The organism is Parabacteroides johnsonii DSM 18315, from assembly GCF_025151045.1.
Taxonomy (GTDB): domain Bacteria; phylum Bacteroidota; class Bacteroidia; order Bacteroidales; family Tannerellaceae; genus Parabacteroides; species Parabacteroides johnsonii.
This window is the reverse complement of sequence record NZ_CP102285.1, coordinates 84,299-108,851: the sequence shown is the minus strand read 5'-3', so window position 1 is coordinate 108,851 and position 24,553 is coordinate 84,299. Positions and strand designations below refer to the sequence as shown.

Annotated in this window: 25 protein-coding genes and 3 pseudogenes; 24 read left to right on the top strand and 4 right to left on the bottom strand. The window is 32.4% G+C overall.

Going from position 1 to position 24,553, the window contains the following annotated elements:
• Positions 1-359 precede the first annotated feature (359 nt).
• The 23 genes and pseudogenes from NQ564_RS00545 to NQ564_RS00435 all read left to right on the top strand — a co-directional run.
• Entirely contained in the window at positions 360-563 is a 204-nt protein-coding gene (locus tag NQ564_RS00545; protein ID WP_008152193.1) for a helix-turn-helix transcriptional regulator, read from the top strand.
• Between the two features lie 49 nt (positions 564-612).
• A complete protein-coding gene (locus NQ564_RS00540) occupies positions 613-1,830 on the top strand; it encodes a nucleotide sugar dehydrogenase (RefSeq protein WP_008152194.1) in 1,218 nt (405 codons plus the stop codon).
• Positions 1,827-2,663, top strand: coding sequence for a radical SAM/SPASM domain-containing protein (locus tag NQ564_RS00535; protein WP_008152196.1), 837 nt, complete (start codon positions 1,827-1,829; stop codon positions 2,661-2,663). The genes NQ564_RS00540 and NQ564_RS00535 overlap by 4 nt, the downstream gene beginning before the upstream one ends.
• Position 2,664: 1 nt before the next feature.
• Entirely contained in the window at positions 2,665-3,408 is a 744-nt protein-coding gene (locus NQ564_RS00530; RefSeq protein WP_050771076.1) for a class I SAM-dependent methyltransferase, read from the top strand.
• A gap of 2 nt (positions 3,409-3,410) precedes the next feature.
• Positions 3,411-4,526 (top strand): DUF512 domain-containing protein, encoded by a 1,116-nt coding sequence (locus NQ564_RS00525; protein ID WP_008152200.1) that lies wholly within the window; start codon positions 3,411-3,413, stop codon positions 4,524-4,526.
• A gap of 1 nt (position 4,527) precedes the next feature.
• Entirely contained in the window at positions 4,528-5,400 is an 873-nt protein-coding gene (locus tag NQ564_RS00520) for a radical SAM protein (RefSeq protein WP_195486216.1), read from the top strand.
• The gene (locus tag NQ564_RS00515) at positions 5,376-6,011 is read left to right on the top strand and encodes a class I SAM-dependent methyltransferase (RefSeq protein WP_039848343.1); all 636 of its coding nucleotides are present in this window, start codon (positions 5,376-5,378) and stop codon (positions 6,009-6,011) included. Before NQ564_RS00520 ends, NQ564_RS00515 begins: the two co-directional genes overlap by 25 nt.
• Before the next feature lie 4 nt (positions 6,012-6,015).
• A complete protein-coding gene (locus NQ564_RS00510) occupies positions 6,016-6,531 on the top strand; it encodes a hypothetical protein (protein ID WP_008152206.1) in 516 nt (171 codons plus the stop codon).
• Positions 6,532-6,541: 10 nt separating this feature from the next.
• A complete protein-coding gene (locus NQ564_RS00505) occupies positions 6,542-8,302 on the top strand; it encodes a polysaccharide deacetylase family protein (RefSeq protein WP_008152208.1) in 1,761 nt (586 codons plus the stop codon).
• On the top strand, positions 8,299-9,348 hold the full coding sequence (locus tag NQ564_RS00500; protein WP_008152210.1) for a glycosyltransferase: 1,050 nt from the start codon (positions 8,299-8,301) through the stop codon (positions 9,346-9,348). The genes NQ564_RS00505 and NQ564_RS00500 overlap by 4 nt, the downstream gene beginning before the upstream one ends.
• Positions 9,345-10,508, top strand: a complete 1,164-nt coding sequence (locus NQ564_RS00495; RefSeq protein ID WP_008152211.1) for an ADP-ribosylglycohydrolase family protein — start codon at positions 9,345-9,347, stop codon at positions 10,506-10,508. The genes NQ564_RS00500 and NQ564_RS00495 overlap by 4 nt, the downstream gene beginning before the upstream one ends.
• Positions 10,508-11,224 carry a metallophosphoesterase family protein gene (locus NQ564_RS00490; RefSeq protein ID WP_008152213.1) on the top strand — a complete coding sequence of 239 codons (717 nt, stop codon included), beginning with the start codon at positions 10,508-10,510 and terminating at the stop codon, positions 11,222-11,224. Before NQ564_RS00495 ends, NQ564_RS00490 begins: the two co-directional genes overlap by 1 nt.
• Before the next feature lie 53 nt (positions 11,225-11,277).
• Complete coding sequence (locus NQ564_RS00485) at positions 11,278-12,066, top strand: GTP 3',8-cyclase MoaA family protein (RefSeq protein ID WP_008152215.1); 789 nt, start codon at positions 11,278-11,280, stop codon at positions 12,064-12,066.
• 56 nt (positions 12,067-12,122) lie between these two features.
• A complete protein-coding gene (locus NQ564_RS00480) occupies positions 12,123-13,295 on the top strand; it encodes a PHP domain-containing protein (RefSeq protein WP_157632074.1) in 1,173 nt (390 codons plus the stop codon).
• A 9-nt stretch (positions 13,296-13,304) separates the two neighbouring features.
• Complete coding sequence (locus NQ564_RS00475) at positions 13,305-14,279, top strand: SDR family oxidoreductase (RefSeq protein WP_008152218.1); 975 nt, start codon at positions 13,305-13,307, stop codon at positions 14,277-14,279.
• 350 nt (positions 14,280-14,629) lie between these two features.
• A complete protein-coding gene (locus tag NQ564_RS00470) occupies positions 14,630-14,950 on the top strand; it encodes a hypothetical protein (RefSeq protein WP_157632076.1) in 321 nt (106 codons plus the stop codon).
• A gap of 279 nt (positions 14,951-15,229) precedes the next feature.
• Positions 15,230-15,388 (top strand): hypothetical protein, encoded by a 159-nt coding sequence (locus tag NQ564_RS00465; RefSeq protein WP_227963198.1) that lies wholly within the window; start codon positions 15,230-15,232, stop codon positions 15,386-15,388.
• Between the two features lie 574 nt (positions 15,389-15,962).
• On the top strand, positions 15,963-16,715 hold the full coding sequence (locus NQ564_RS00460; RefSeq protein WP_008152224.1) for a ParA family protein: 753 nt from the start codon (positions 15,963-15,965) through the stop codon (positions 16,713-16,715).
• Between the two features lie 5 nt (positions 16,716-16,720).
• Positions 16,721-17,158 carry a DUF3408 domain-containing protein gene (locus NQ564_RS00455; RefSeq protein WP_008152225.1) on the top strand — a complete coding sequence of 146 codons (438 nt, stop codon included), beginning with the start codon at positions 16,721-16,723 and terminating at the stop codon, positions 17,156-17,158.
• A gap of 2 nt (positions 17,159-17,160) precedes the next feature.
• The gene (locus tag NQ564_RS00450; RefSeq protein WP_008152227.1) at positions 17,161-17,535 is read left to right on the top strand and encodes a DUF3408 domain-containing protein; all 375 of its coding nucleotides are present in this window, start codon (positions 17,161-17,163) and stop codon (positions 17,533-17,535) included.
• The gene (locus NQ564_RS00445) at positions 17,523-18,182 is read left to right on the top strand and encodes a DUF4122 family protein (RefSeq protein WP_008152229.1); all 660 of its coding nucleotides are present in this window, start codon (positions 17,523-17,525) and stop codon (positions 18,180-18,182) included. Before NQ564_RS00450 ends, NQ564_RS00445 begins: the two co-directional genes overlap by 13 nt.
• 118 nt (positions 18,183-18,300) lie before the next feature.
• Entirely contained in the window at positions 18,301-19,239 is a 939-nt protein-coding gene (locus tag NQ564_RS00440; RefSeq protein ID WP_008152230.1) for a LysM peptidoglycan-binding domain-containing protein, read from the top strand.
• Between the two features lie 401 nt (positions 19,240-19,640).
• Positions 19,641-19,724: pseudogene (locus tag NQ564_RS00435) on the top strand (IS66 family transposase); the annotation flags it as partial.
• A gap of 108 nt (positions 19,725-19,832) precedes the next feature.
• Here the strand turns inward: NQ564_RS00435 and tnpB are convergent.
• The 4 genes and pseudogenes from tnpB to NQ564_RS00415 form a co-directional block, all read right to left on the bottom strand.
• A pseudogene (gene tnpB / locus NQ564_RS00430) lies at positions 19,833-20,051 on the bottom strand (IS66 family insertion sequence element accessory protein TnpB); the annotation flags it as partial.
• Positions 20,039-20,422: pseudogene (locus NQ564_RS19290) on the bottom strand (hypothetical protein). The pseudogenes tnpB and NQ564_RS19290, both read right to left, overlap by 13 nt.
• Positions 20,423-20,558: 136 nt before the next feature.
• Positions 20,559-23,306 (bottom strand): hypothetical protein, encoded by a 2,748-nt coding sequence (locus NQ564_RS00420; RefSeq protein ID WP_008152241.1) that lies wholly within the window; start codon positions 23,304-23,306, stop codon positions 20,559-20,561.
• A gap of 100 nt (positions 23,307-23,406) precedes the next feature.
• Entirely contained in the window at positions 23,407-23,784 is a 378-nt protein-coding gene (locus tag NQ564_RS00415) for a hypothetical protein (protein ID WP_008152243.1), read from the bottom strand.
• A 469-nt stretch (positions 23,785-24,253) separates the two neighbouring features.
• Between NQ564_RS00415 and NQ564_RS00410 the strand changes: the two genes are divergently transcribed.
• The gene (locus tag NQ564_RS00410; protein WP_007843736.1) at positions 24,254-24,550 is read left to right on the top strand and encodes a DUF4134 domain-containing protein; all 297 of its coding nucleotides are present in this window, start codon (positions 24,254-24,256) and stop codon (positions 24,548-24,550) included.
• Positions 24,551-24,553: the final 3 nt, after the last annotated feature.

Here is a 24,553-nt window from a genome sequence, read left to right as displayed (position 1 = left end):
CCACTGTATCAGCAATATACATCCTTCCTTTATCTTTTATTGAACTCTGTTTTTCCCTGCTCTAAGGTTCCTTTCCCGAAATCTCATCTTTTTCCCTGTTGTTTTATTATGGGTGTTACGGTAAGCTGTCGGGCTATCCGCTCCAAGTACTCGTTCCTGTGGGCTTTATTCTCCTATCCCTAACCTGCATACTGGGGTATAACAGTAGTGCTGATATACTGGTATGTTTTTTATGTAGGTTATATGTGTTCTTTCTTTCAAAAAATAGTACTAATACACAAATTACTTTTTCAATTAATCACATTTTCATATGGAAATAAAATAAATAGTAGTAACTTTGTTCAAATTATAAAACCTTTATGAAGACAAAAGATTTAAATAGACTGAAAGTCGTTTTAGTGGAACAAAAGAAGACTGCAAAATGGTTGGCTTCTGAGCTTAAAAAAGATCCATCTACAGTCAGCAAATGGTGTACTAATTCTTCCCAGCCTTCATTGGAAACTCTTAGTGAAATAGCTAATATTTTGAAAGTAAAAATGTCCGAACTTGTACGGCAAGATTAAAGAGCATGGGAGTGGTAATTAAAATTATAAATAAATTTTATTTCTTGGAATGGAGAAAGATATAAGAATAGCTGTTATTGGTTTAGGGTATGTTGGATTACCCTTATTTTGTTTAATCTCAAATCATTTTACTTGCAAAGGTTTAGATAATGATTCTAATCGTATAAGTCTATTAAAAGAAGGCATTGATAATCGTGAATGTGAGAAACGTCGTAATATTATATTTGCACTTCAAAGGGGTATGCTAACATCTTTATACTCAGACATAAAAGATTGTAATATATATATCGTATGTGTTCAAACTGGTATTGATGAATATAATGAACCAGATCTTACCCCTATAAAGAAAGTATGTGAATCACTAAGTGAAATTCTAAAACGTGGTGATATTGTGATTTTTGAGTCAACAGTGTTCCCTGGTGCTATAGAAGATATTTGTATTCCTATTTTAGAAGAATGCTCTTCTATGAAAGTCAATATAGATTTTTCAGTTGGATATTCTCCTGAAAGAATAAATGTGGGTGATAAAAGTCATAAATTAGAATTGATCCCAAAAATCATTTCAGCATCAAATAATGAAACTTTATCATTAATGAATAATATTTATTCTACTATTCTTTCTGCACCTATTATTCAAGCATCAAGTATAAAGGTTGCAGAGGCTGCTAAAATGTATGAGAATGTTCAGCGTGACGTGCTAATTGCTTTGGCAAATGAATTTTCTTCTTTCTGTGATGTGGAAGGAATAAATATTAATGAAGTGACAGAGTGTGCTGCAAGTAAATGGAATTTTGCAAAAGTTTATCCTGGCCTTGTTGGTGGTCATTGCATCGGCGTTGATACATACTATCTCCTTCAGCGAGCAAAAGAAAAAAAACATCAATTGAATATAATTCAAACTGCACGAAATGTTAATGAGGAGAAATCTCATGTTGTAGCAAATAAAATTAAGGATATAGCAATATCATTAGAAGCACATAATATTTTATTATTGGGCTTTTCTTATAAAGCTGATACACCTGATTATAGAAATACAAAGGTTCTTGATATTTATAACGAACTAAAGGGATATTTTACAGTTGTTGATTGCTTTGATTCAATTGTTGATAAAAAGAGCATAAAAAATGAATTTGGAATTTCTATAATAACTTCAGAAGATGCCTATCGGTCAAACTATGATTTAGTTGTTAAATTAGTGGATCACAAGGCATTCAAAAAAATAGAATTTCCAAATACCAAATTCATCGATATAAACGAGATATTATGATTCAGCAAATAAATAATCAATCTGTTAGATTTAAAGAAAAAGGGGCATCTGATATAGATTATCTTAAATCATTTTATAATACACATAAACATTTCCCATTATTTCAACAGGTCTTAATTGAGACTAGAACTGATTGCAATAATCATTGTCCATTTTGCCCACATGCTTTTAATGATAAGCCGTTAGGTATCATGAAGTGGAGTTGTTATACAACTATAATTGACCAATTATGTGAAATGAATTATAATGGACGTGTAGCACTCATGCTTTCCAATGAACCATTGTTGGATGATAGGCTATATAGCATGATTGAATATGCAAAATCAAAGTCACAGCGTTTATTTCTTGATATAACAACAAATGGCAGATTATTAACTGTAGAACTTGTGGATAAATTATTTAGTATAGGGTTGGATAATATAAATATTAATGATTATAGAGGTGACAGAGATAAAAATCCTGATGGATGGTCATCATATGTTGAGCCTATTTATAGAGCCTATGATAATAATCCAAAAATCAGTTTTAAACGGAGACGTTTAGATGAAATTTTGCCTAATTATGCGGGGAATATACCCCAGACCTTTAATGCTGAAGATTTTGGTTTTTGTAATTATCCATTCCGAAAACTAACTATCGCATACAATGGTAATATACTTCTTTGTTGTGACGATTTCTTGTATGATACTTGCTTTGGAAATGTGATGAATGATAAACTTTTAGATTGCTGGAATAATTCGGAGCTTAATGTAATACGTTTGTCCTTACTTGATAATAAACGTATCGGTTTATGTGAAAAATGTAATGATTTCCAAGAATATAATGTATTTTAATATGGGTATAGATTCGATAGATAATAACTTATATTCAATTAAATCAAAATGTTTCATATGTCCATTTTGTGGATATAGCGGAGAGTTAGATTTAATGGGGGCTGACCGATTTCCTGTTCTTCAAAAACTTCATGTTATAGGAGCTGGGAGAAGAGCAGCAAGATGTCCTAAGTGTAGTTCTACTGACAAAGAACGATTGGTATATACTTACTTAAAGGAAGTCGAGAAAATTCAGAATAGGAATAATATTAGCGTATTGCATATTGCTCCAGAAAACAATCTACAATTATGGCTAGGCTCTGTAATTAATAATTATATACCAGGAGATGCTTTTCTACAAAATCAAAAGTTTATTGGAGAAATACGATTTATTGATATAAAAAAAACTGAATTTGCAGATAACCAATTTGATTATATAATATGTAATCATGTTTTATGCGATATTAAAGATGTTGATGTTGCTTTACATGAAATTTATCGTATATTAAAAATTGGAGGACTTGCTATTTTACAGGTTCCTATTACTAAAATATCAAGTACAGTTGAATATCAAAATGTCCATACTAAGGAAGAAAGAGAGTTGGCTTATGGATATGGGTATCATGAGAGAATCTATAACAATATAGATTATATTAATACTCTTTCCAGTGTGGACTTTATGGTTAATGTAAGAAATATTTCCAAACAATACATCCAAAATGGGTTAAACCCAGAAGAGGATTTATATTTGTGTAAAAAAAGTTGAGTATGGTTTTAAATAAAGAACAGTTTGATGCATTTCGCATGGAGATTGCCACATTTGGCAACATTCCTATATTAAGTCAATATTGTGGGATAGGCTGTGTGTTTTGTAAAGTACATACAGACTCTTATCTTGGACATTATCCAAAAATTCCCCCTGTTGACAAAGAGGATCTTTTAAGAGGATTTGAATATATCAATCCTAAAGTTAATTATGTACGACTTGGTGCAGGGGTTTTAGTAGCTCCACATACAGATCCATTCTTACACCCTAATATCTATGAATTCATAAAGCTTGCTTCAGAACATTTTCCTACTAAAACGATTACTACGGTTACAACTGGGGCATATATCAAAGAAGATAAAATTGATTTCCTTAATTCTATATCCAATTTTGGTATTGATTTATCATTGATAACTATGCAAGAACAACGTGAGAAAATAATTCCTAGATCTGAACGAGAGCGAACTATACATATATTAAAATATGCTCCACTCAATAAATGTACGCTTATGTTTACCGGTAATTTAGAGGAAATAAAAAAAGATCTTGAATTATTATATAACCTCGGCGTCAATAAACGTGTCCGTCAAATTTTGGTTCGTAGAATGGAACACACATCCACATCACAACAACGTCTGAAAGATTTATCACAGGCTTGTATCGATAATTATGAGAAGTGTATTACATGGGTTAAGGCAAATTATCCAGAGGTCATCTTTACAGTACCTATTTTAAAAGATGTTTTTAGAGGTGGAAATAATGAGTATTTCATAGAAGCAGATAAAAGAATTGAGGCTCAAAAAAATATTATCAAGCAATTGCCAAAGAAAACTTTTGTAAATTTAATCTGTCCATTATCCGGTTATGACTATTTTACAAAAGCTTTTGAAGGATATGAAAATGTAAAAACCAATCTGATAAAAAACAATCTTTATGGTGGTTCAGTTTCAGTAGCTGGATTACTTAATCATAAAGACATTATGGAACAATTTCATCCTGAAAAGAATGATTTGATGATTATACCAAGTGAAATGTATAATGTAGACGGAGTTGATTTATTAGGGAAGAAGAAAGAGATTTTGGAAGATTACTATAATACAAAAGTAATATTGGCTTAGTATGAAATCAATTAAATGGAATAAACTCAGAATATTGGTTACAAATAAATGTAATTATCAATGTCCATTCTGTCATAATGAAGGACAAGAAAAAGGTGTGAAATTTAGTATGATGTCGTTTGATTCTTTCAAAATGCTAATTGACTTCTTGAATGATCAACAAATATCAGAAATAAATTTTAGTGGCGGTGAACCTTTCTTACATAAGGAAATCGTTAAAATGATATGTTACGCTGATCAACATATGAAGTGTGATATAAGTTGCGCTACAAATTTATCACTGATAACTGATGAACAGATTGATATTCTTAAAGGAACCAGAGTAAAATTTAATATTCAATTTCCTTTTATTTCGGAGAAAGAATTTTCTAAAAGTACGGGCACTGGAAATCTATATAATATAATTGATAAAATAAAAATAATAAAGAAGTCTGGTATTAATATCGGATTAAATACTGTTATTCAATCTCCTGACTATCTATCAATTGAGAATATAATAAGATTTGCTTTAGAGAATGATCTACCTTTAAAACTCTTACCACAAATAGGCTTAAAAGGAAGTAATCAATTTGTATACAATATAAGGCCCATGTTAGAGAAAAATGCCGTGAGTTTTATAGACAAAGGGACAGGTGCATTAAAATGGATTATCCAGAGTGGAGATCATCAAACCTCTGTTTTATATATTGATTCTCCATGTTTCAGACGAGATATTAAAACTTGTAGAAATTATGGCGAAATAAGAGTTCTGCCTGATTTTAAACTGCAAAGTTGTATACTGAAAGAAGCAAATGTACAACTTAATTTAGATGAAGGGAAAGATTATGTTATTAATCAATTTGAAGGATTATGGAACGACTTCAATCAATGCTAAGGGCGTATAATATCACACATGAAGAAGATTTCTTAGTAGCACCATGGAGCAAACAATATTGCGAAGACACTTTCCCAAAATATTGGGAACTTGTTTATTCCATACTGAAACCACTAAATAAAGATAATAGAATACTTGAAGTTGGTTCCGGTTTGGGTGATATTACTGCGATTCTATGTTATTTGGATTTCACGAATATTATAGCATTTGAGAAAGATGAACAGATTTGCCACATTGCTCAAAGAAGACTTAAAGACATGTTTAATAGAGAAAACATTGTTTACAATGAAAAATTTCCCAATAGGCAGAATTACTCATCAGATGTGTTGGTTCTAGTAAACTGTGCCTATGCAGATGTTGCAAAATCAAAAGAAGAATACCTTAGTCTGCTGAAGGAATACTACATATGTGCAGGCAAACCCCAATATTACCTTATGGAAATAATTGACTCTTCATATACAAAAACTGATAAAGAATTTCCTGAATACATAAGGTTAAACTATGATGAAGTAAGAACTCTTTTTCCTTGTTCAACAATTATGTCTTGGGAAACATATAAATATCCTATAAACAGAAAAAGTAAGACATTATATTTAATAATAAAAGATTAAGAAGATGGTGGCAATCGTTGATTTCACATCAGACATAAGTATTTTTGCTTGTAAAGTCTTTGAAGCTTTATATAAAGAGGATCGGCTTAAAACACTTTATGATGCTGGTCTCTACATGAATACGGGATGGCCTATTGATGAAGGCTATGAATCATTTATAGGTTTTGAGAAACTTGAAAAAAACACCTTATCTGGAACTAATATTGAAAAGACTATATTTTCATTAGATAGTATGTTTGGTTGTAGTTTGAATGATAAAGAATTTAAAGAATTCTTACAAAATAAGGATACTTGGTATAAACAATTTGAAAATCAAGAAAACATTTATATTTTAAATAAACTTCCTCACTACATGTGTAAGCACAATTGGTCTGAAACATATGAACATTTCCCAGATGGAACATTGAAAAATCCTTGTATTCAAGATTTAGAGTATATGGTTAATACATATTATAAACAATTCTCTATAGTAAAGAAATTAATTGATGGGACATATCATTATGGAATGATTATATCATAAGAAAATACTAATGAAACAGATACTTATAGTAACAACAGAATTTGGTTTGGAAGGTGGCGGAATGTCTCTTTCATGTACAAGGCTAGTTAATATTTTATCAAATAACAACTATGTTGAAGTTGCTGATTCTTTAGCATTGCCAATTGCTACTGCTTCTGGAGGAAAACTGACAGGACTAAACAAGTATATTCGAATGGAATACAAGCTAAAAACAGAATCGCAGAGATACAAAGACTTTGATATCATAATTGGCTTTGGAGGGAGATTTAATGGTTATTATGCCTCATTACTCGCGAGGCAGATAAACGCTAAATATATACTATGTTTAAGAGGAAGTGATATAAACCTTGCGAAATGGTCGATTGAAGATACATGGTATCTGGAGGAGGCCGTAAAAAATGCTGATAGAATTGTATGTCTTTCAAAAGAAATGGAACATAATCTTTCATTGGCATGTCGACATGCAAAAGGAAAAAGTACTATTATACCTAATGAACTTGTTGGTGAATACACACGTGTTGTATTCCCAAATCTTCCAAATTCCTTGAAGTTGGGATGTGCAGCTTCGCATCTTAATGAGAAAAAAGGCATTCTAAATCTGTTGCACATGATTAATGAATTCAAGAAGGTTTCAGATCTGCCTATTACGTTATCATTAGTTGGTGATATTGATGAAGACTTAAAACAAGAATATATACAGATAATAGAGCTGCTTAATTTGAGGAATAATATTGAATTTACGAGTAAAACCTCAAGGGAAGATTTGCTTAAGCTCATGAAAAATTGGGATTTATATGTTCAAGGTTCTGTATGTGAAGGGCATCCAAATGCTATTGTAGAAGCATTGCAAAACGGATGTGCTTTTATAAGTTCTAATACAGGATTTGTCTCGGAAACACTAAGTGAGGAGTTCCCATTCTTATTTTTTAAAGAGTGGACTCCCAAATCAATGTCTTTATCTTTGCTGAATCTAATATCATTGAATGATAAGGAGACTATTTATTTCAGAGCATACAAAAAGTTACAACAGTATTGCGAGAAAGAAGAAATATCAAAGAAATGGAATGCATTAATTGATGATAATACTTCAGTAATAGCTCATAAAAACATAGAACATATAATTGCAGTAGGTTTACATGATGTTCAAGGAACATTACATGACAGTATTACAACACCCATATCGGTATTTGCCAAATTTGTTAAACAAGTTTATTTAGCAGGCTACGGTCTATGTTCTATGTCTGATTACTTAGGAAAAGATATGGAAACAAGAAAGAATTGGATTGTTTGTACATTTGATGATGGATATAAAGGCCTGATTGATTTTGCTATGCCAATTCTTGACGAATATGGTTTTACTGCGACTGTTTTTGTTTGTACAGGATTGATTGGAAAAAATAATAGGTGGAATAATAAGGATTCACACCTTAGAGAACACCTAAATATGAATGAATTGAAAAATCTTAATAATCATGGTTGGGAAATTGCATCTCACGGTGTTTCTCATTATAATCTTTTGAAATTAACAGATGAGGAATTGGAGATTGAACTTCAACAGTCTAAAGATTTCATCATAAATCATTTCGGTGAATTTTCATCATACGCATATCCATATGGTGCATTTAATGATTATATAAAAAGTTGTGTTGCCAGGCATTATCAGTATGCTTTTTCAGTAAATAAAGGAGGTACATCTCTTTGTGTAGACTCTTTGCAAATAAGAAGATATTCCATATCAGAAATTTATAAAATGACATCTGTAGAAAAATGAAAAGGATAATTGGTATATTTCGTGGCTTCCCAGGATTAGGAAGAATAGTTGCTGGTGTTTCTATTTTAGAATACTTGAGAGATAACTATGGATACGAGATTATGTTTATTAGTTATCTTCAAGGGAAGAAATATTTGGAGTCTCGTGGCTATGATACCTTACAAGAAGTAACACCTATGGATTACTGCTCTATTGGACTTTTGCCTACTAATAACATAGGACATTATATTCACGATATTATTAATAAGTTTAATCCTGAAATAATAGTAATTGATGGTGAACCATTAATTTTACAGTCTATTAAAATTTCTCACCCTAACATAAAAATTGTCTCATTGCTTAATCCCTCTGATATTGATAACCCTCATAATAATCAAGAAGCTATGGATTTCTTTAAAGAAATGTATTCTTTAAGTGATCTAGGGATTGTTCATGGGTTGAGAATATTGGAACACAATGAAAAATTCAATGATTTCATTTCTGTCAACACTATAATCCGCAATGAGGTTATTTCGATTAAGAATGTTCCAACAAATAATATCTATTGTGTATTGGGTGGTGGCACCATCAATGTAGGAGAGCAATTTGTTGAAACGACCCTGCATATAGGTTTGTTGTGTAAAAAAGTAGCTGCTTATTTTCCAAAGTATAGAATAAACATACTTTGCTCAAGTAAAAATATTTATGATGAATTGAATAGAGATAATTGTCCTAATAATGTATTTTTATATAAGGAAATTATTCCAGCAGAGCATTATTACAAAGATGCTTGCCTTGTGATAACAAGATCCGGACGAAATACCTTGAGTGAATTGGCTTATTTAGGAATCCCAGCCATATCTATTGTTACTGGCGATATTTATCGTAGATATGAGCAAGTCCAGAACATTAAAGACCTGAATGTTAGCAATATTCAATCATTTTCAATGGAGGGAACCATATCTGATTTTATAGAAATTATGAATACGATGATAAAACTAGGGAAACAAGAAAACAATTTTAAAGTTGGTAACCAATTAAGTATTAATAAAATATTGGAAATATGACAAAACAAGATATTTTAAAAATTCTGCCTATAGCTGGTGCTATTGCAGGAGACATTATTGGCTCATCGTATGAATTAAAAGGGAATAGAACGAAGGATTACAATTTTACTCTATTCAATAATAATAGTACATATACGGATGATACAGTCCTTACTATTGCTGTTGCAAATTGGCTTTTGGATACATCGATACCATTACAACTAATAGTCCGTTCTATTTGTAGAAAATACATGGAAGTTGGTTATGGACATTCTTTTAAGAAATGGTTATTTTCTAGCGAACCTGAACCGTATCAAAGTTGGGGAAATGGTTCGGCTATGAGAGTCAGTCCAATTGTATTAAAAACTCCAAGTTTAAAGGATGCATTACAAGTAGCTGAAGAAACTGCTATTATTACTCATAACCATTCAGAAGGTATCAAAGGAGCAAAAGCAGTTACGGCAGCAATTTTCTTGGCAAGACATGGATTTACGAAAGTAAATATTAAAGATTATATAGAAAACAAATTTGGCTATAATCTTAGCCGTGATATAAACACTATACGTACTAATTATTCATTCGATTCTAGTTGTCAAGGAAGTGTACCAGAAGCTATAATTGCATTTTTACAATCATCTGATTTCGAGGATGCAATACGTTTAGCTGTATCTTTGGGTGGTGATGCAGATACACAAGCATGTATTGCAGGATCGATTGCTGCATCATTCTATGATGAAATACCTGATAATATTTTGGATTTTGTTTTTAATAAGCTTCCTGAAGATTTTATTGATATATTGCATAAATTTATTGATTCATTAATTTATGGTTCTCAGTCAGCAGTAATACTTACTGCGAAAGAAGATCTTTTTTTAAATAGCTATATTCGATATACTTTTGCATTAGCCGTAACGGACTCAACAAAAGTTTTTATTCCTAAAGGTACAAGAGTGTATGTTGAAATTAAAGATAGAAAATGTTCTATGACACAGGTGTTAAGTAATAGAGAACAAATTTTTTCTCGAATAGAAAATGAACTTAAAAATAAGTTTCCAGACTTTACATCTGAATATCCTTACCTATGTAACGGCATTTTACTAGATATAGATTTTGATATGTACAACAGTTTTTATATATCAGAGGTTTCTGATGATGATATTTTTAATCTGTTCAATATATAATGAGAATAATACATATTTCTGATATACACCTTGAGAATCATGGATTACCAATTTGGAATACAGACACCAAATTGCATTTTGATAAAGCTATTAAAAAGATTCAAACTATGGATAATATTGATGCTATTATCATTTCCGGTGATTTGTCTAATGATGGATCTGCATGGTCGTATAACTACATAGATAACTTATTGGCTAAAACTAATATTCCTACATTCTGTTGTCCTGGCAATCATGATAATCTTGATATATTTTATGGGAGTCATAAATCGTGGTTCTATAAGAATTGTGAATTGTTTATGCTAAATGGTTGGACATTTATAATGTTGAATTCAGTTATGGCGGGAAAATCTCGAGGTAATTTTTACCCTGACAAGTTTCTTGACCTATTAAAGCATTCTTGCGGTCCTACAGTGATTGTACTTCATCATCCACCTATTGAACAGGATGGATGGCTTAATAGGAAGTTACTTGAAAATCGTGATGTATTCAATGATATTATTCATAAATATAAAAATATAAGATTGGTATTATATGGACATACCCACCATCATGAAATTAAGACTATTGACGGTATAATATATAGTTCAGCATCGTCAATTGGCTTTGCTTTTCACCCGAAACTTTTAAAGTTTCAAATTGCACATGGAAGAGAAGGATTTTCACTTATAACTTTAAATGATTCAAATATTATAATAGAGAATATATTAATATGAGAAACTTTATATTAAATGGTTGGTATATATAATGTCAAATTTGATACTGTATTATGTTAGTTACAAAAGATAAAATCAGATTTATCGTTGATATTGTGGATCATTGCAATTTAAATTGTAAATGTTGTGGTCATTTTTCTCCGTTAGCCCAGAAATCCTTTCTAGACAAAGAAACATTTGAAAAAGATATTTGTAGGTTATACGAGTTGTTAAATGGAAATATCCATTGTTTGGAACTTATGGGCGGAGAGGCTTTGTTACATCCTCAATTAGAAGATTTTATAACAATTACCAATCAATATGTATCCGGAGAAAAATACTTATGTACCAATGGATTGCTTTTACCTAATCTCTCAGATAAAATATATAAATTATGTGCAGATACAAATACAATAATCAGTATTACCATGTATCCAATAGACATAGATTGGGATAAAATTAATATGAAAGCTAGTCTTTATGGTACAAAATTATATTGTATAAAATCCCCAGGCAAAGTTACTAAGAGTTGGTTTAAAAATTTGAGAGATAGTAGCGGTAGTCAGAATATGGAAGAAAATTTCAATAAGTGCTTTTGGAAAGCAAGGTGTGTTGTTTTAGAACATGGAAGGTTGTCTTCTTGTGTCGTTCCTTTTAAAGCAAAATTTTTTCAAAAATATTTCCATTCAAATATATTTGATACAAGCTTAAACAACTCTATTGATATTTATGACGCTAAGTCGATTGATGAGATCGTTGACTTTTTAAATAAGCCTATCCCGTGTTGTAAGTATTGTTTACCGAATCAGGAACAAGAAATACAATGGGGCGTATCAAAAAAAGATATTAATGAGTGGATATAAACAATAGATGTCTAATGAATATTCAAAATAAGAAGCTATATTATAAGTTTTTCGATTTGGAAAGAGCAAGTTTATTCTTCGGAGATGAAGAACTAAATTTATATGCAAATCAAATACTGAATCTTATCGATTCTTTTTCAAAAGAAAGTGACGATTCAATAATAGATCAAAATAATATTCACCAGTTAATCTTTGATAATAGAACAATTGGATATTTCAGAGAATATAAAAATAAAGGAACTATAGAATTTATTGATAGATATTTGGCTGACATTCCAGATTGGCTTCGTTCATTGATTTTGCCTAACTTTCTAGACCTTAAAGAACTTCGGTCGATAATAAAAAATGATTTGATAAATAGTAAGCAGCAACTATATCGCTATTATTTGTCAGATAAAGCTAAATCAATTTACGGAGCAGATAGAGCAGATCTATATGCGTATTATGTAGAAAACTTAGAAAGTGCTGATTTTCCACATAAATATGCAATCAATAATAATGGTTCCGAATCTTATATTTGTGGGAAAAAACTGTTTGGCTCTTTTCACAATCATACTAACTATAGTGATGGGCGTTGTAAAATTTCTGAATTAAGAAAATTAGCTATAGAATGTGGAAGAGAATACGTGGGCATATCTGATCATTCAAAAATAGTGAATGGCGTTAAAGAGGATGATTTATTTAAACAAATCGAAGAAATTGATAAGTTGAATAGATTATCAAGACCGACCATTCTGAAAAGTATAGAATGTGAAATTTTATCCGATGGATCTTTAGACTTTGAAACCAAAATCTTAGCACAGTTGGATTATGTAATTGTTGCTGTTCATAGAGATGTATGCATGACAAAGAAAGAAGCCACAAAACGGATATTAAAAGCTATAGAGCATCCAGAGTCAAATATTCTTGCACATCCAAGTTCTAGAATCTATAAGAGGAACATAGGTTTGTATTTAGATATGTATAGAATAATTGATGCTTGTGTACAAAACAATGTAGTTGTTGAAATTAATGGTGATCCTTTACGTTTGGATTTAGATCCAAAATATGTACAATATGCTATAACAAAAGGTGCAATGTTTTCACTGGATTCTGACACTCATACACAGAAGAGTTTTTATAATATTAATAATGCAATAAGAATTGCTGAAGATAATAATATCCCAATTGAAAGTATAATTAATTTGAAGACTAAAACAGAATTATTTAAAACAACTTTTAATAAATAATCACAAGCTATGAAAAAGATACTAGTTACAGGAGGAGCTGGTTTCATTGGCTCAAATTTATGTGAACATTTGTTGGAAAATGGTTATGAAGTTATATGTCTAGACAATTTTTCTACAGGTCACATGAGTAATATACAACATCTATTGGATAATTTCCCTACTCACTTTACTTTAATAGAAGGGGATATTCGTAACTTAGAAACATGTATCAGAGCATCCAAAGGTGTTGATTCTATACTTCATGAAGCAGCATTAGGTAGTATACCAAGAAGCATAGATGATCCCATTACAACTAATGATGTAAATATCGGCGGTTTTTTAAACATGCTTGTTGCTGCAAAGGATAATAATGTAAAACGATTTATTTTTGCTGCAAGTAGTTCAACTTATGGGGATAGTACTGAGTTACCCAAAGTAGAAGATCGTATTGGAAAACCATTATCTCCATATGCCCTTACGAAATATGTTGATGAATTGTATGCAGAAGTTTTTGCTAAAACTTATGGCATAGAATATATAGGGTTGCGTTATTTTAATGTATTTGGAAGAAGACAAGATCCTAATAGTACGTATGCAGCTGTTATACCATTATTCATTAAGCAATATTTAAATTATCAACAACCTAAAATAAATGGTGATGGTCTCAATACTAGAGATTTTACATACATTGACAATGTAATTCATATGAATATGCTAGCGTTGAATACAGTTAATCCATCTTCAATTAATCAAATATATAATACTGCATGTGGTGAACAGATAACTATTAATAAATTAGCTCATTTAATAAAAACATATTTATCACAATATGATTCGTATGTATCTACTATAGATCCAATTAATGGACCTTATAGATTAGGGGATATACCTCATTCTTTTGCTTGTATTGATAAGGCAAAATTGTTATTGGGATATAAACCTCTAGTTTTATTTAGAGAAGGATTGATTAGTACAATTGAGTGGTATGTAAATAACCATATATAAAGGATTTATAATTATTGTGTTTGTTTTTAAGTCATTTTACTTTCTTTTTATATTGTACGTTTTTGTAATTACTCACCCTATCAAATAAATCTATTGGGTGTTTTTTTTAAACTTGTTGTAGTATACAGATTTGTGATTAATAGAATATTTATGGTATGTTAGAATACGATTAGTTAAATACATATCAATACTTAATATCTTCATATGGGAAATAATAATTTATCGATGGCCTATATTATAAGTATAATGGTATATTCCCAATAATTGGACAGTGCCAGTTAGGTATTACACTTTAAGTGGTAGATTTTGATTTAGTAAAGTTCTTTAAAATTGAACATATTCATTTCCATATGCCAAGTTTGGGCTACGGTTTAGCTTGTGGTGAATGGAGTAAAATAAAAATCAGTCTATATAAAATATCTTTACATGAAAACGTTGAGTCAATAACCAATTATAATTTAATGAAAATCAAAATGAAAGAGTGTTTAGAAACTATCAATGGCATTATATCTGATTATGTATATGGTAAGATTGATGCGGAAGGTGTAAAAAAAAGAATCTCTGAAATAGATTTCTCGCTATGTCCGTTGTATAGTGGCGATCAACATAGTCAATATTGTAATCTAATGAATTTATGTGAGACTTTATCTAATATGATAGAGCCAAATTGATACCTTATTTACATAATGACATATAAAATGAGTGACTTCAGCCACCCTTTTTTATGCCCTTTCTAGGAGCTTATTTATATTAATTATGACGAAGAAGATCCCATAATCTGTCGTCATATTCTATTTATTCTTATATAATAATTTTCATTCAATAATCCATCATACAATTATTGTTATTTTGCTTTTCTACATTTGAACTGTCTTTTTACTTCTTTCGTCAAATTTTCCGACTTTGGAGGAAAATCCCCCGACCGTGAGGGAGGGTAAGTTGGTTTTTGTATGGCAGAATACTTTCTGTCGGACAAAAACACAACTTGCTCTGTTCGTTTGAACAGAGAATCCACCTCCGGCGGATTGCTGCGCGACGTGAGCGGCGTGCTGCTGTCCGTCGGAAGATGTTCCAAGCCGTTCATCGGTTCTGACTTTGCAAAATTATGACCGTGTAAACAGTTGTGAAATAGCGGATTGTATGACATATAATGACGCCTGATGACATCTGATGTCATGGTATTGGTTACATATTACCTGTATGCTTGAAAGACCTTATTTTTGACGCGATTTAAGCGTGCAATATTGCAATAACATAATGACATAATAACATAACAACATAGTATTGCAATAATATAATGACATAATAACATGGCAACATAGTATTACAATAACATAATGACATAATGACATAATAACATAACAACATAGTATTGCAATAATATAATGACATAATAACATGGCAACATAGTATTACAATAACATAAGGATATAATAACATAACAACATAGTATTGCAATAACATAATGACATAATAACATGGCAACATAGTATTGCAATAACATAATGACATAATAACATGGCAACATAATATTGCAATAACATAATGACATAATAACATGGCAACATAGTATTGTAATAACATAATGACATAATAACATGGCAACAATAGTATCACAATAGCGTAATGCCATTATAAGATTAGTGAAAGAAAAAGTGAATATTAACCCCAAAAACAAAAGGTATGAACAAACGTCCGATTCTTGTCGCCTTCAGCAATCAGAAAGGCGGTGTGGGCAAGTCCACGGTAACAGCGGTTCTTGCCAGTTATTTTAATTATGTAAAAGGTCTGAAAGTTGCTGTCGTTGACTGTGACTATCCCCAGTTCAGTCTGGAAAAACTAAGGGGAAGGGATTTGAAGAACCTTGAAAAAAGCGAGTATCACCAGCGACTTTTCTGCCGTCAGTTTGAAGACGGTTCCCGTAAGGCCTATCCGATCGTTACTTCTACTCCGGAGGCAGCTGCAGAGATTCCCGGCAAACTGGAAGACGACTATGACCTGATATTCTTCGATCTTCCCGGAACGGTGAACTCCCGTGGTGTATTTGAGTCCGTCATGAACATGGATTTCATTTTCACTCCCATTGTAAAGGACCGTATGGTCATGCAGAGCAGCCTTTCCTTTGTATCGACCGTTCAGGATTTTATCGGACAGCATCCGGAAGCTCCCCTGAAGGACATACGTTTATTCTGGAACCGTATGGACAGCCGTACTTCCAAGGAACTGTATGTAATGTATAATGCAATAGTGCTCCGTATGGGTTTGAAGGTCTTTGAAACCGTACTTCCGGATCTTGAACGCTTCAACAAGGAAATGACACCCTCTTCCAGGCAGCATTTCCGCTGCACCCTTCTCCCTCCTTCCGAATCACTACTGAAAGACAGCCGTCTTGAGGCGTTTGCCCAGGAGATGGAACATATCATATTTCCGGGATAAGAACTATGGCAAAGAAAAGAGAAATATTCAAGGTGGATGAGGATGCCTTGAAGGACATGATGGCCAGTGAATCCATTTCCTGTGGTAAATCTGGAGCAGATGTCGGTGAGAATGTTCTTCCTGTCAAAGAAAAGAAAAAAAATGTGCCGGAAGTAAAGACACAGGGACAGGAAAAGTCCCGCAAAACGATTCGCGCTGACCCCGGACTGGAAGAGAAGGTGGAAATGTACAAGGAACTGTTTCTGGACAGAAAGAAGTCCGTACACAGAAAGCAGACCTATATCAGCTATGACATGTATTGCAGGCTGGCCCGTATCCTTCCCCTTCTGAGTGATGACATGAGTGTGCCCGCTTTTTTGGATAATGTGCTGGCACACCATCTTGAGACTTACAGTGAAGAGCTTGGCGAGCTGTTTCGCCGAAAAACCCCAAAAACATTCTGAAAATGATGTGGATTGTATTGACTGTTGCCGTATTGGTTTGCGGTCTGCTGTTATGTTGCGTTTATGTACTGTCCAATAAGATTTGTTCACTGAAAAGACAGGTCAGAGAGTTGAATGAGAAAATAGGAATAGCGAACTGCTTTCCCGAATATAGCCGTGTGTATCTGAACGATACTCCAGTCGGGAAAGGGCGTCAGATTCGTATCCGTTGCGGTTTGTATAACAAGGCAAGCCGCCTTATTCCGTTTATGGCTCCCGGCATGAGTGTTTCAGTCTATGTGAGCAATATCGTGGAGGAACACTTGAAACGCCACGGAGAATTGCTGAAGAATGAACTTGAATGTTTTCTCTATAAGGATTCTTTATGGAAGAACTGATATACTTCTGTGTACGGATTGTCTGTATAGGCTATTTGCTGTACAGCGTGTATGGCTGGAGAAGGCGTATCGAAACTGTTTGTACCCTGCTTTATGGGAAACCTTGCGTGAAGAAGGAAAAGAAAGAAACTGTCGTAACGGAATCTGCGGTTTCAGATACAGAAGTGATGGGAAGTACCCGTTATGTCTATCTGGACGAGAATGCCGGAAAGACTGCCGCTCCCTTCATGAGCCAGCCACTTGAAAGGAATTTTATCGGTGAGGAGGAGGATGTGCAGCAGGAAGATGTGGAATGCAACCTTCAGCTGGAAAAGATGAAACTCCTGCAGGAAGTCCAGGAAGACCTTGATGCGGAGTCTCCCGAAGTGGAATCCGTATCACCTGTTCTGTCCAGCAGGGACATGGAAGTACTCGGCGAATATCTGACACATCAGGATGAAGCCGACCATGAGAAGGCCATGCAGGCAGCTCGTGTCCTGTTCTCCATCAGGCAGACCAGCCTGATTGATGTGTTCCTTTCCAATATGGAGAATTCCGCGATTGTAGAGGAACTGATAGACAGGTATCTTGATGAGGACGGTAATCCGAAACCGCTTAGACATAGGGAAGAGAATGAGTCTTTGGAAAACTGGCGGCAGTACATATGATTTTATGGTTATTTTAACGATATAATAGCATAGAAAATACCTAAAATTATTTGATATTTGCGAATAATTTATTAGATTCGTTTGAAATAATACACCATAATTCTAATTATATCCATCTATGAGTCAATATAATAATGTTTTTATAAGCAGAGAAGATTTTCTGGATTATAGAACAAAGGGAATCCCATATACTGGATTTGTCATAGGAGAAGGGTATGCTTTTGTACAATATCAGGATTATTACGAGGATAAAGATGGAACAGTCATAGATATGAATGACAATATACTGCCATACCAGACATTCATACCTGACATTGTTCAAATCCAATGCATTGATACCTCAAAGGAAATGATTAAAAAAAGCCTTAGAGGGCTGTTTGACAAAAACGGATGTGCAGGATATATCGTTTCTGAAGGAGATACTTTAGCATATATTGCAGAAATGTTTGACGTTACCGTTGAAGACTTAAAAAGATGGAATGACCTGTCAAGTGAGTATTCTATATCCATAGGACAAAGATTATTAATAATTGACATAACGGAAAGAAGGATTATAGATATACCCCACACGGTAGATAATGGAGAAATTAAAGAAGCTGGAGCTTTAACTTCGCTTGAATTTTGGTTGGATTCACCATCCGACACTTTTCTTGACGGCATAGGTAAGATAGTTGCCAACATACTTTATAGCAAGATTAATTCTCCTGTTGTCTTTTTTACAGGACGTACTTTTGCCGGAGCAAGTCAATTACCGGAAGAACGGTTTGAGGCTTTTTTGGATATAATACCGCTTCCTCTTTTTGAAGGGGTTAAAGCCATTGGCTTTTGTGGCAAAGTTGAAAAAGGGTTGATAAATGGATATAATCCATTTCTAAAAACCAAACAATATAAGATGTACAAACCTTCAGGCAAAGGTTGGCAAAAAGAAGCAAGCAAAAAATTTAAGCAGGCAAGAGAACATTACATAATGCATATCGAAAGTCAAGAATTTTGGAACGATATGAACTATGGAATCAGTATATGGAATGAATATTCAAAAAACGAAAATAATGATTGATATCGTAGGACTGAAATGTTTAGGCAAATATATTATTTGGCTATGGAGTAAATATGTAAAACGAAAACATATACCTTATATGGACCTTGAGTTTCATTATCCCAACTATCTCTTTATAGCACTGGGATGTCTTGTTGTTGCCATTTTTTTAGTCATAGCAGTTACTTATTTTTCAATTAAATAAAGGAAACAGAATGGCTAATGTCATCACATTAAAACGAATAGGAAAATTCATCATTTGGTTGTGGAATAAGTATATAAAGAAAAGATATATACCCTATATTGACCTTGAATTTTATTATCCTAATTATCTTTTTATAGTACTGGGAAGTATTATAGCTGCCATTATATTGGGCATAGCAATTGCCTATTTTTCAATTAAATAAGGGAAAACAAAATTATTGCAGGACTGTCTCAAAGACGGCAATATAAAGATAGACAATAATCTGGCCGAAAATGCGATACGTCCTCTGACGCTCTCTAAAGGAGAGAGCCTAAGAAAGAAGTATTAACTTTGCCAACAACACTGAATACTAACTGGGGACTGAACGGATATCACCGGAAATGCTGAACGGGTATCCACCGGAATATGCAACAGGACGTTTCTCGTAAAGCACATAAAAGCCGCGTTCATAATGAAGTATCTTCACGACCTTTCGGTTCCTGGACATAAACATATATACATTGGATGCATCACTCGGATCGAGTGACATCTCTTCCCTTATACTCTCGCATAATCGGAAAATACCTTTCCGTAAATCAACATTGCCGTTGAACAGGTAATAGTTCAGGTTAGCACTCAGTCCAAGCATATCAATCCCAGCACTTTATTAAGCAACAGACTCAAATCAAGAACGGTGGTATTTCGCAGAAACAGTGTAGCACCTGATGCCAGTTGTAACTTCACCCACCTTATCGGTGATTCTCCTTCCGGTTGTTTCACTTACATCTTAACGGTTGGACTATTGCAAGGTTTGCCGCTTATCTGGACTTTGGCAACCTTAGGTTGCTCAACATGAACCGTCTTGCCTAACTTCTCACTCCACAGCTGGTGTCGCTGCCAGTTCATGAACTTGTCGTAATTCACTCCATAATCCGAACAGAACCCACGAAGATCCTTGGTCTCGCTGCATAACTGATAGAGGTCATATACCTCCTGGTAGTTTACTTTCTCTTTTGCCATAATCATTGATGTTATTGGGTTATGGCGCAAAGATATGTCGGCTAACAACTTATGTCAAGGCGGAGAATAGAATGGTTACTTTACGAATGCTTACTTTTCAAATTTACAGTGTTCTTCACAAATTTATATTTACTGCTTAATTTAATCCAGAAATGAAGATAATGGTTAGGAAAAAGATAATTATAATTAACAATATGTATATCGTTAAGTTTTCTCTAATCTTTCTAGTTGTAAGAAGTTGTAGAAGCAGAATAAAATAGCCAAAACATGCACAAATACTTATTACTCTATCTTGTATATTGATTGGATTATTTTTATCACCGGAAAGATTACCTAAACCGACTGTTGCTATAGCAAGAAATGCTGCAAATACACCTAAAATCTGTACCGTATCTTTTTTATTTTCTGTCAGCAATTCATGCATTCTTTCGATAATTGACTTTTCATTCGCTTCAATTCTATTTTTAATGTCGTCAACGTTATTCTTAATATTATGATTTTGCGTTTCTTCCATTGTGGTTATATAAATTTGGTAGAAAAAAGTAGCGTTCAATTTGACTCTTTCTGTGTAATGCTCATATTTTATTTTTAAAATATTTAAACTTACTGGAGGTTGCCAGATTGAAGAAAGAAAAAATATATTTTTAGAGTCGTTATTCTCAGGATCAAAACCTAATTGGGTAGGATCTTTAATTATCATTCTCTCCACTTTTTCACCATTTTTCTGAAAGAAGCAATCCTGAAAAAAAGAACTATAGTTCATACAGTAAGAATCCGATTCAAGTTTCTTAATAAGCATTTGTAGGGAATTTAGTAAAATCTCTGCTAATCTAATATAGTCAAAACCTATAATTAGCTCATGGGACTCTTTTCCCGAACAAAGTATATCATCTTTCATAACTTTGTCCAACCACTCTAAATGTTTTAAAATAAATGCACACGAAATCATTTCAGATTCCTTATTTGCTTCAATGAATTCAGTAATTTCTTTAAGATAATCATCATTTCTCTTCTCTTTGATTTCTATCTTTAACTTTTTTATGTATCTACCATATTTTATAAAATGGTTTTTAAAGTTAAAATAAATCACATTGTTGTATGCAAAAATTTTTTCATTACAAGAACCAAGAATAGCATATAAAGGTTTTTCTAATGCTTGAGTCAGTTGCTTGTATTTTATTTCATAGTCTAATTCATTTTTACAAATGATCTCTGTAAATATTTGTTCATAACCTTTTAAATGCTTTTCTATGTTTTCACAATTCTTCTCTAAAAGTGCTATATAGCGTTCATAAATAATGTTCTGTTTTATATCAGGCAAAAATTGGGATGGAGGTAAAAATAGATAATATGGTTTTTCATGAATGTTCTCCACTTGTTCTGGTATAATGGCATGGTACACTATATCTTTTAACGAATATCCTGATCTTTTCCTCATTTTCAGAAGAAGAAGATCATTCTTGATGCCTACAAGCTTGATTGTATTTTCTAGTTCTTCAATGTTTTTTTTATTAATTAAAGTTCTCTTCTTTAAAGAGTCTAATACCATGAAAAAACTATAATTATTAGGCGATTGTTGAGAATTTAATTGTAAAATGCAATGCAAACGCAATAATACTATTAAGTTTTTATCTGTTGATATATAATTATGATCTATAAGACACATGTCCAATATCAAGTGAAAAATGTATTGCATAATTTTACCTAAGGCAGTTACTGTGTTAGCCAAAGGAAGTGTATTAACACACAAAGAGACATTATTCTCATAGTCGGTCTGTTCATATTTTTCTATATTAAATAAATGCTGTCGTTGCTTTATTTCTGTATACTTTTTAATTTTTTCAATAAAGATACTGTAATCCGCCAACATATTATTTACATTCATATAATGGATAAAAGGCGTTATTTTAGACTCTCGGTATAAGTCTATAAAACTACTTAGTAAAACCTTACTAAGGAATTGATGGTTCTCATCTTTTTTGTCTATATTAAAAAAAGTACATTTAGAGCTAAAGAATGATAATAGGTCATCTTTAAAATATTCCAACTCATTCTTTTCGTCTTTTTCAACACACGGTTCAGGCTCTACTTTTTCCTCTTGGTTATTATTATCGCCTTGAGATGTTTCTTCCTTTTCTTCTTCTAATATCTCCTCTGCTTCATTTTGTGCAGATGTATTTGAATCTTGATTTTGCAGATTATTCTCTTCAAGGTTAATAATTGCTGTTCGTTTAGTCTCTATGGAAGAATAAGTTACCGCTTTAGTTAGATATTCTTTTGCAAAATCATCATAAATCAAATATTCACCTTTAAGAAGAGACTGGCAAATGTTATTAAACAAATAGATTAAGAAATTTAACTGTTCTATCAAAAGTAAACCTGAATCTGTATCTTGTAAGAGTAAGTTTATATAACTTGTAAATTGCGTATCCTTTGAACCCAGTTTGTAGCTAGACACAGTATTATTATAATTTTGGTAATAATTCCATAAATCATTTATATATTTCTTGAAAGCCTCATGTACTTCGTCTTCACAAAAAGAAGTGTAAAATTTATCATCTAAAACAGTGTGTGTCAATTCTGAAAAGAATCTAAACAAGCCTTCTTTAGTACAGTTTGACTCTATTTTTATTTTTTTCTCAGGACAATGGTAAACGACTTTCAAGTCCTCTTCTTGTTCATCATATTCAACACTAAAAGATAAACTTATAATATCTTCAATATAAAAACTAATAGTTTCTATATATTGAAGAATTAAATTTCTAAGAAGTACACATTCATAGTCCCTGTTACTATTTTTTTTTACAAAATATTGATAGAAACTTTCACATAGTGGATTCAGTTCGACAATTTTTTTTATATTATTTCCATAGCTATTTTTCATATCGAATTCTTATTTGTTAAAAAATAATCATAATACAATTAAAACAAAAAAAGCCATCTCTTATATGTGATGGCCCATGTTATTTATTTAAATATGTCTTTCACTTTTGTTCGAGACTATTAATACTTACATAATCTACCTTTGTTATTATCTGCCGTTTTTTGCAAGGTCCCACTGATGTATACATAGATGATTTTACGCTATCTAATTCAAATCTATTACAAGCATCAAGTACATCTACAAAAGAAAGTCTTAATCGTTTTGCAGTTGCTTTTGCTTCATCAGACAATATAACTGTTTTCTCTTTCGGAGCAAGGTATACTTTACCTATTTTTTTTACAATAACTGTCTTTACCTCTGTATACTTGCAACTAGAAAATGAAACGCCTTTAGTCTTGTTAAAAAGACTCTCAGCCAATGCAATTTGTTCATATTTCTTCCTTTTTTTAGGATGATGATTATTATTGTTGATTATCATAAATACTATAGTAAAATAACAATTTTTGGCAATATAGCAATAATATTCTATATTTCAAAGCTATAATGTATATTATCACATTTTATTTTCATATTATATCTTTTTATATCTTTCTTAAGAAACTAGGATTTTCTATTTTGTTCTAAAAATTGTATCATGTAAGCTTTATATATTATCAATATGTAAAAGAGGCTTGTATAATCATCAACAAAATCAATTAATTGGAATTATAAGGAGATCTAGAATAGAATTCATGTCTATTATCAGAGTTTATAGGAATAAGTGAAAAATCACATTTAAAAAATTACCAATACGTTTTTTTTAATAATATAATTTTAAACTTTCATTTATTAGTGTTATCTGATGACATCTGGTGACACCTGATGACGGTGTTGTATCACAGCGGTTTAAGCCTTATATATTTGCAGTCGAATTCAAAATTTATGTCAAACCCCAAAATGATTCGACAATGAAGAGAAGAATCCTATTTTCAGTATTGTGTGTGCTGGCAGCGGCAGGTGCCTTCGCACAGGGACAGGGTCTTGCCGGCATCAATGAGGCTACCAGCCTTATGACTTCGTATTTCGATCCGGCCACCAAATTGTGTTATGCCATCGGAGCCGTACTCGGTCTGGTCGGCGGTATCAAGACGTATGGCAAGTTCAGCAGCGGCGACCCGGATACGTCCAAGACTGCGGCAAGCTGGTTCTTCGCCTGCATCTTCCTGATTGTGGCCGCCACCATTCTCCGTTCCTTCTTCCTGTAAGCC

Bases quoted from the DNA above. Each gene is read 5' to 3' on its own strand.
- NQ564_RS00545 (WP_008152193.1), top strand. From the start codon at position 360: ATGAAGACAAAAGATTTAAATAGACTGAAAGTCGTTTTAGTGGAACAA.
- NQ564_RS00540 (WP_008152194.1), top strand. From the start codon at position 613: ATGGAGAAAGATATAAGAATAGCTGTTATTGGTTTAGGGTATGTTGGA.
- NQ564_RS00535 (WP_008152196.1), top strand. From the start codon at position 1,827: ATGATTCAGCAAATAAATAATCAATCTGTTAGATTTAAAGAAAAAGGG.
- NQ564_RS00530 (WP_050771076.1), top strand. From the start codon at position 2,665: ATGGGTATAGATTCGATAGATAATAACTTATATTCAATTAAATCAAAA.
- NQ564_RS00525 (WP_008152200.1), top strand. From the start codon at position 3,411: ATGGTTTTAAATAAAGAACAGTTTGATGCATTTCGCATGGAGATTGCC.
- NQ564_RS00520 (WP_195486216.1), top strand. From the start codon at position 4,528: ATGAAATCAATTAAATGGAATAAACTCAGAATATTGGTTACAAATAAA.
- NQ564_RS00515 (WP_039848343.1), top strand. From the start codon at position 5,376: ATGGAACGACTTCAATCAATGCTAAGGGCGTATAATATCACACATGAA.
- NQ564_RS00510 (WP_008152206.1), top strand. From the start codon at position 6,016: ATGGTGGCAATCGTTGATTTCACATCAGACATAAGTATTTTTGCTTGT.
- NQ564_RS00505 (WP_008152208.1), top strand. From the start codon at position 6,542: ATGAAACAGATACTTATAGTAACAACAGAATTTGGTTTGGAAGGTGGC.
- NQ564_RS00500 (WP_008152210.1), top strand. From the start codon at position 8,299: ATGAAAAGGATAATTGGTATATTTCGTGGCTTCCCAGGATTAGGAAGA.
- NQ564_RS00495 (WP_008152211.1), top strand. From the start codon at position 9,345: ATGACAAAACAAGATATTTTAAAAATTCTGCCTATAGCTGGTGCTATT.
- NQ564_RS00490 (WP_008152213.1), top strand. From the start codon at position 10,508: ATGAGAATAATACATATTTCTGATATACACCTTGAGAATCATGGATTA.
- NQ564_RS00485 (WP_008152215.1), top strand. From the start codon at position 11,278: ATGTTAGTTACAAAAGATAAAATCAGATTTATCGTTGATATTGTGGAT.
- NQ564_RS00475 (WP_008152218.1), top strand. From the start codon at position 13,305: ATGAAAAAGATACTAGTTACAGGAGGAGCTGGTTTCATTGGCTCAAAT.
- NQ564_RS00470 (WP_157632076.1), top strand. From the start codon at position 14,630: ATGCCAAGTTTGGGCTACGGTTTAGCTTGTGGTGAATGGAGTAAAATA.
- NQ564_RS00465 (WP_227963198.1), top strand. From the start codon at position 15,230: ATGGCAGAATACTTTCTGTCGGACAAAAACACAACTTGCTCTGTTCGT.
- NQ564_RS00460 (WP_008152224.1), top strand. From the start codon at position 15,963: ATGAACAAACGTCCGATTCTTGTCGCCTTCAGCAATCAGAAAGGCGGT.
- NQ564_RS00455 (WP_008152225.1), top strand. From the start codon at position 16,721: ATGGCAAAGAAAAGAGAAATATTCAAGGTGGATGAGGATGCCTTGAAG.
- NQ564_RS00450 (WP_008152227.1), top strand. From the start codon at position 17,161: ATGATGTGGATTGTATTGACTGTTGCCGTATTGGTTTGCGGTCTGCTG.
- NQ564_RS00445 (WP_008152229.1), top strand. From the start codon at position 17,523: ATGGAAGAACTGATATACTTCTGTGTACGGATTGTCTGTATAGGCTAT.
- NQ564_RS00440 (WP_008152230.1), top strand. From the start codon at position 18,301: ATGAGTCAATATAATAATGTTTTTATAAGCAGAGAAGATTTTCTGGAT.
- NQ564_RS00420 (WP_008152241.1), bottom strand. From the start codon at position 23,306: ATGAAAAATAGCTATGGAAATAATATAAAAAAAATTGTCGAACTGAAT.
- NQ564_RS00415 (WP_008152243.1), bottom strand. From the start codon at position 23,784: ATGATAATCAACAATAATAATCATCATCCTAAAAAAAGGAAGAAATAT.
- NQ564_RS00410 (WP_007843736.1), top strand. From the start codon at position 24,254: ATGAAGAGAAGAATCCTATTTTCAGTATTGTGTGTGCTGGCAGCGGCA.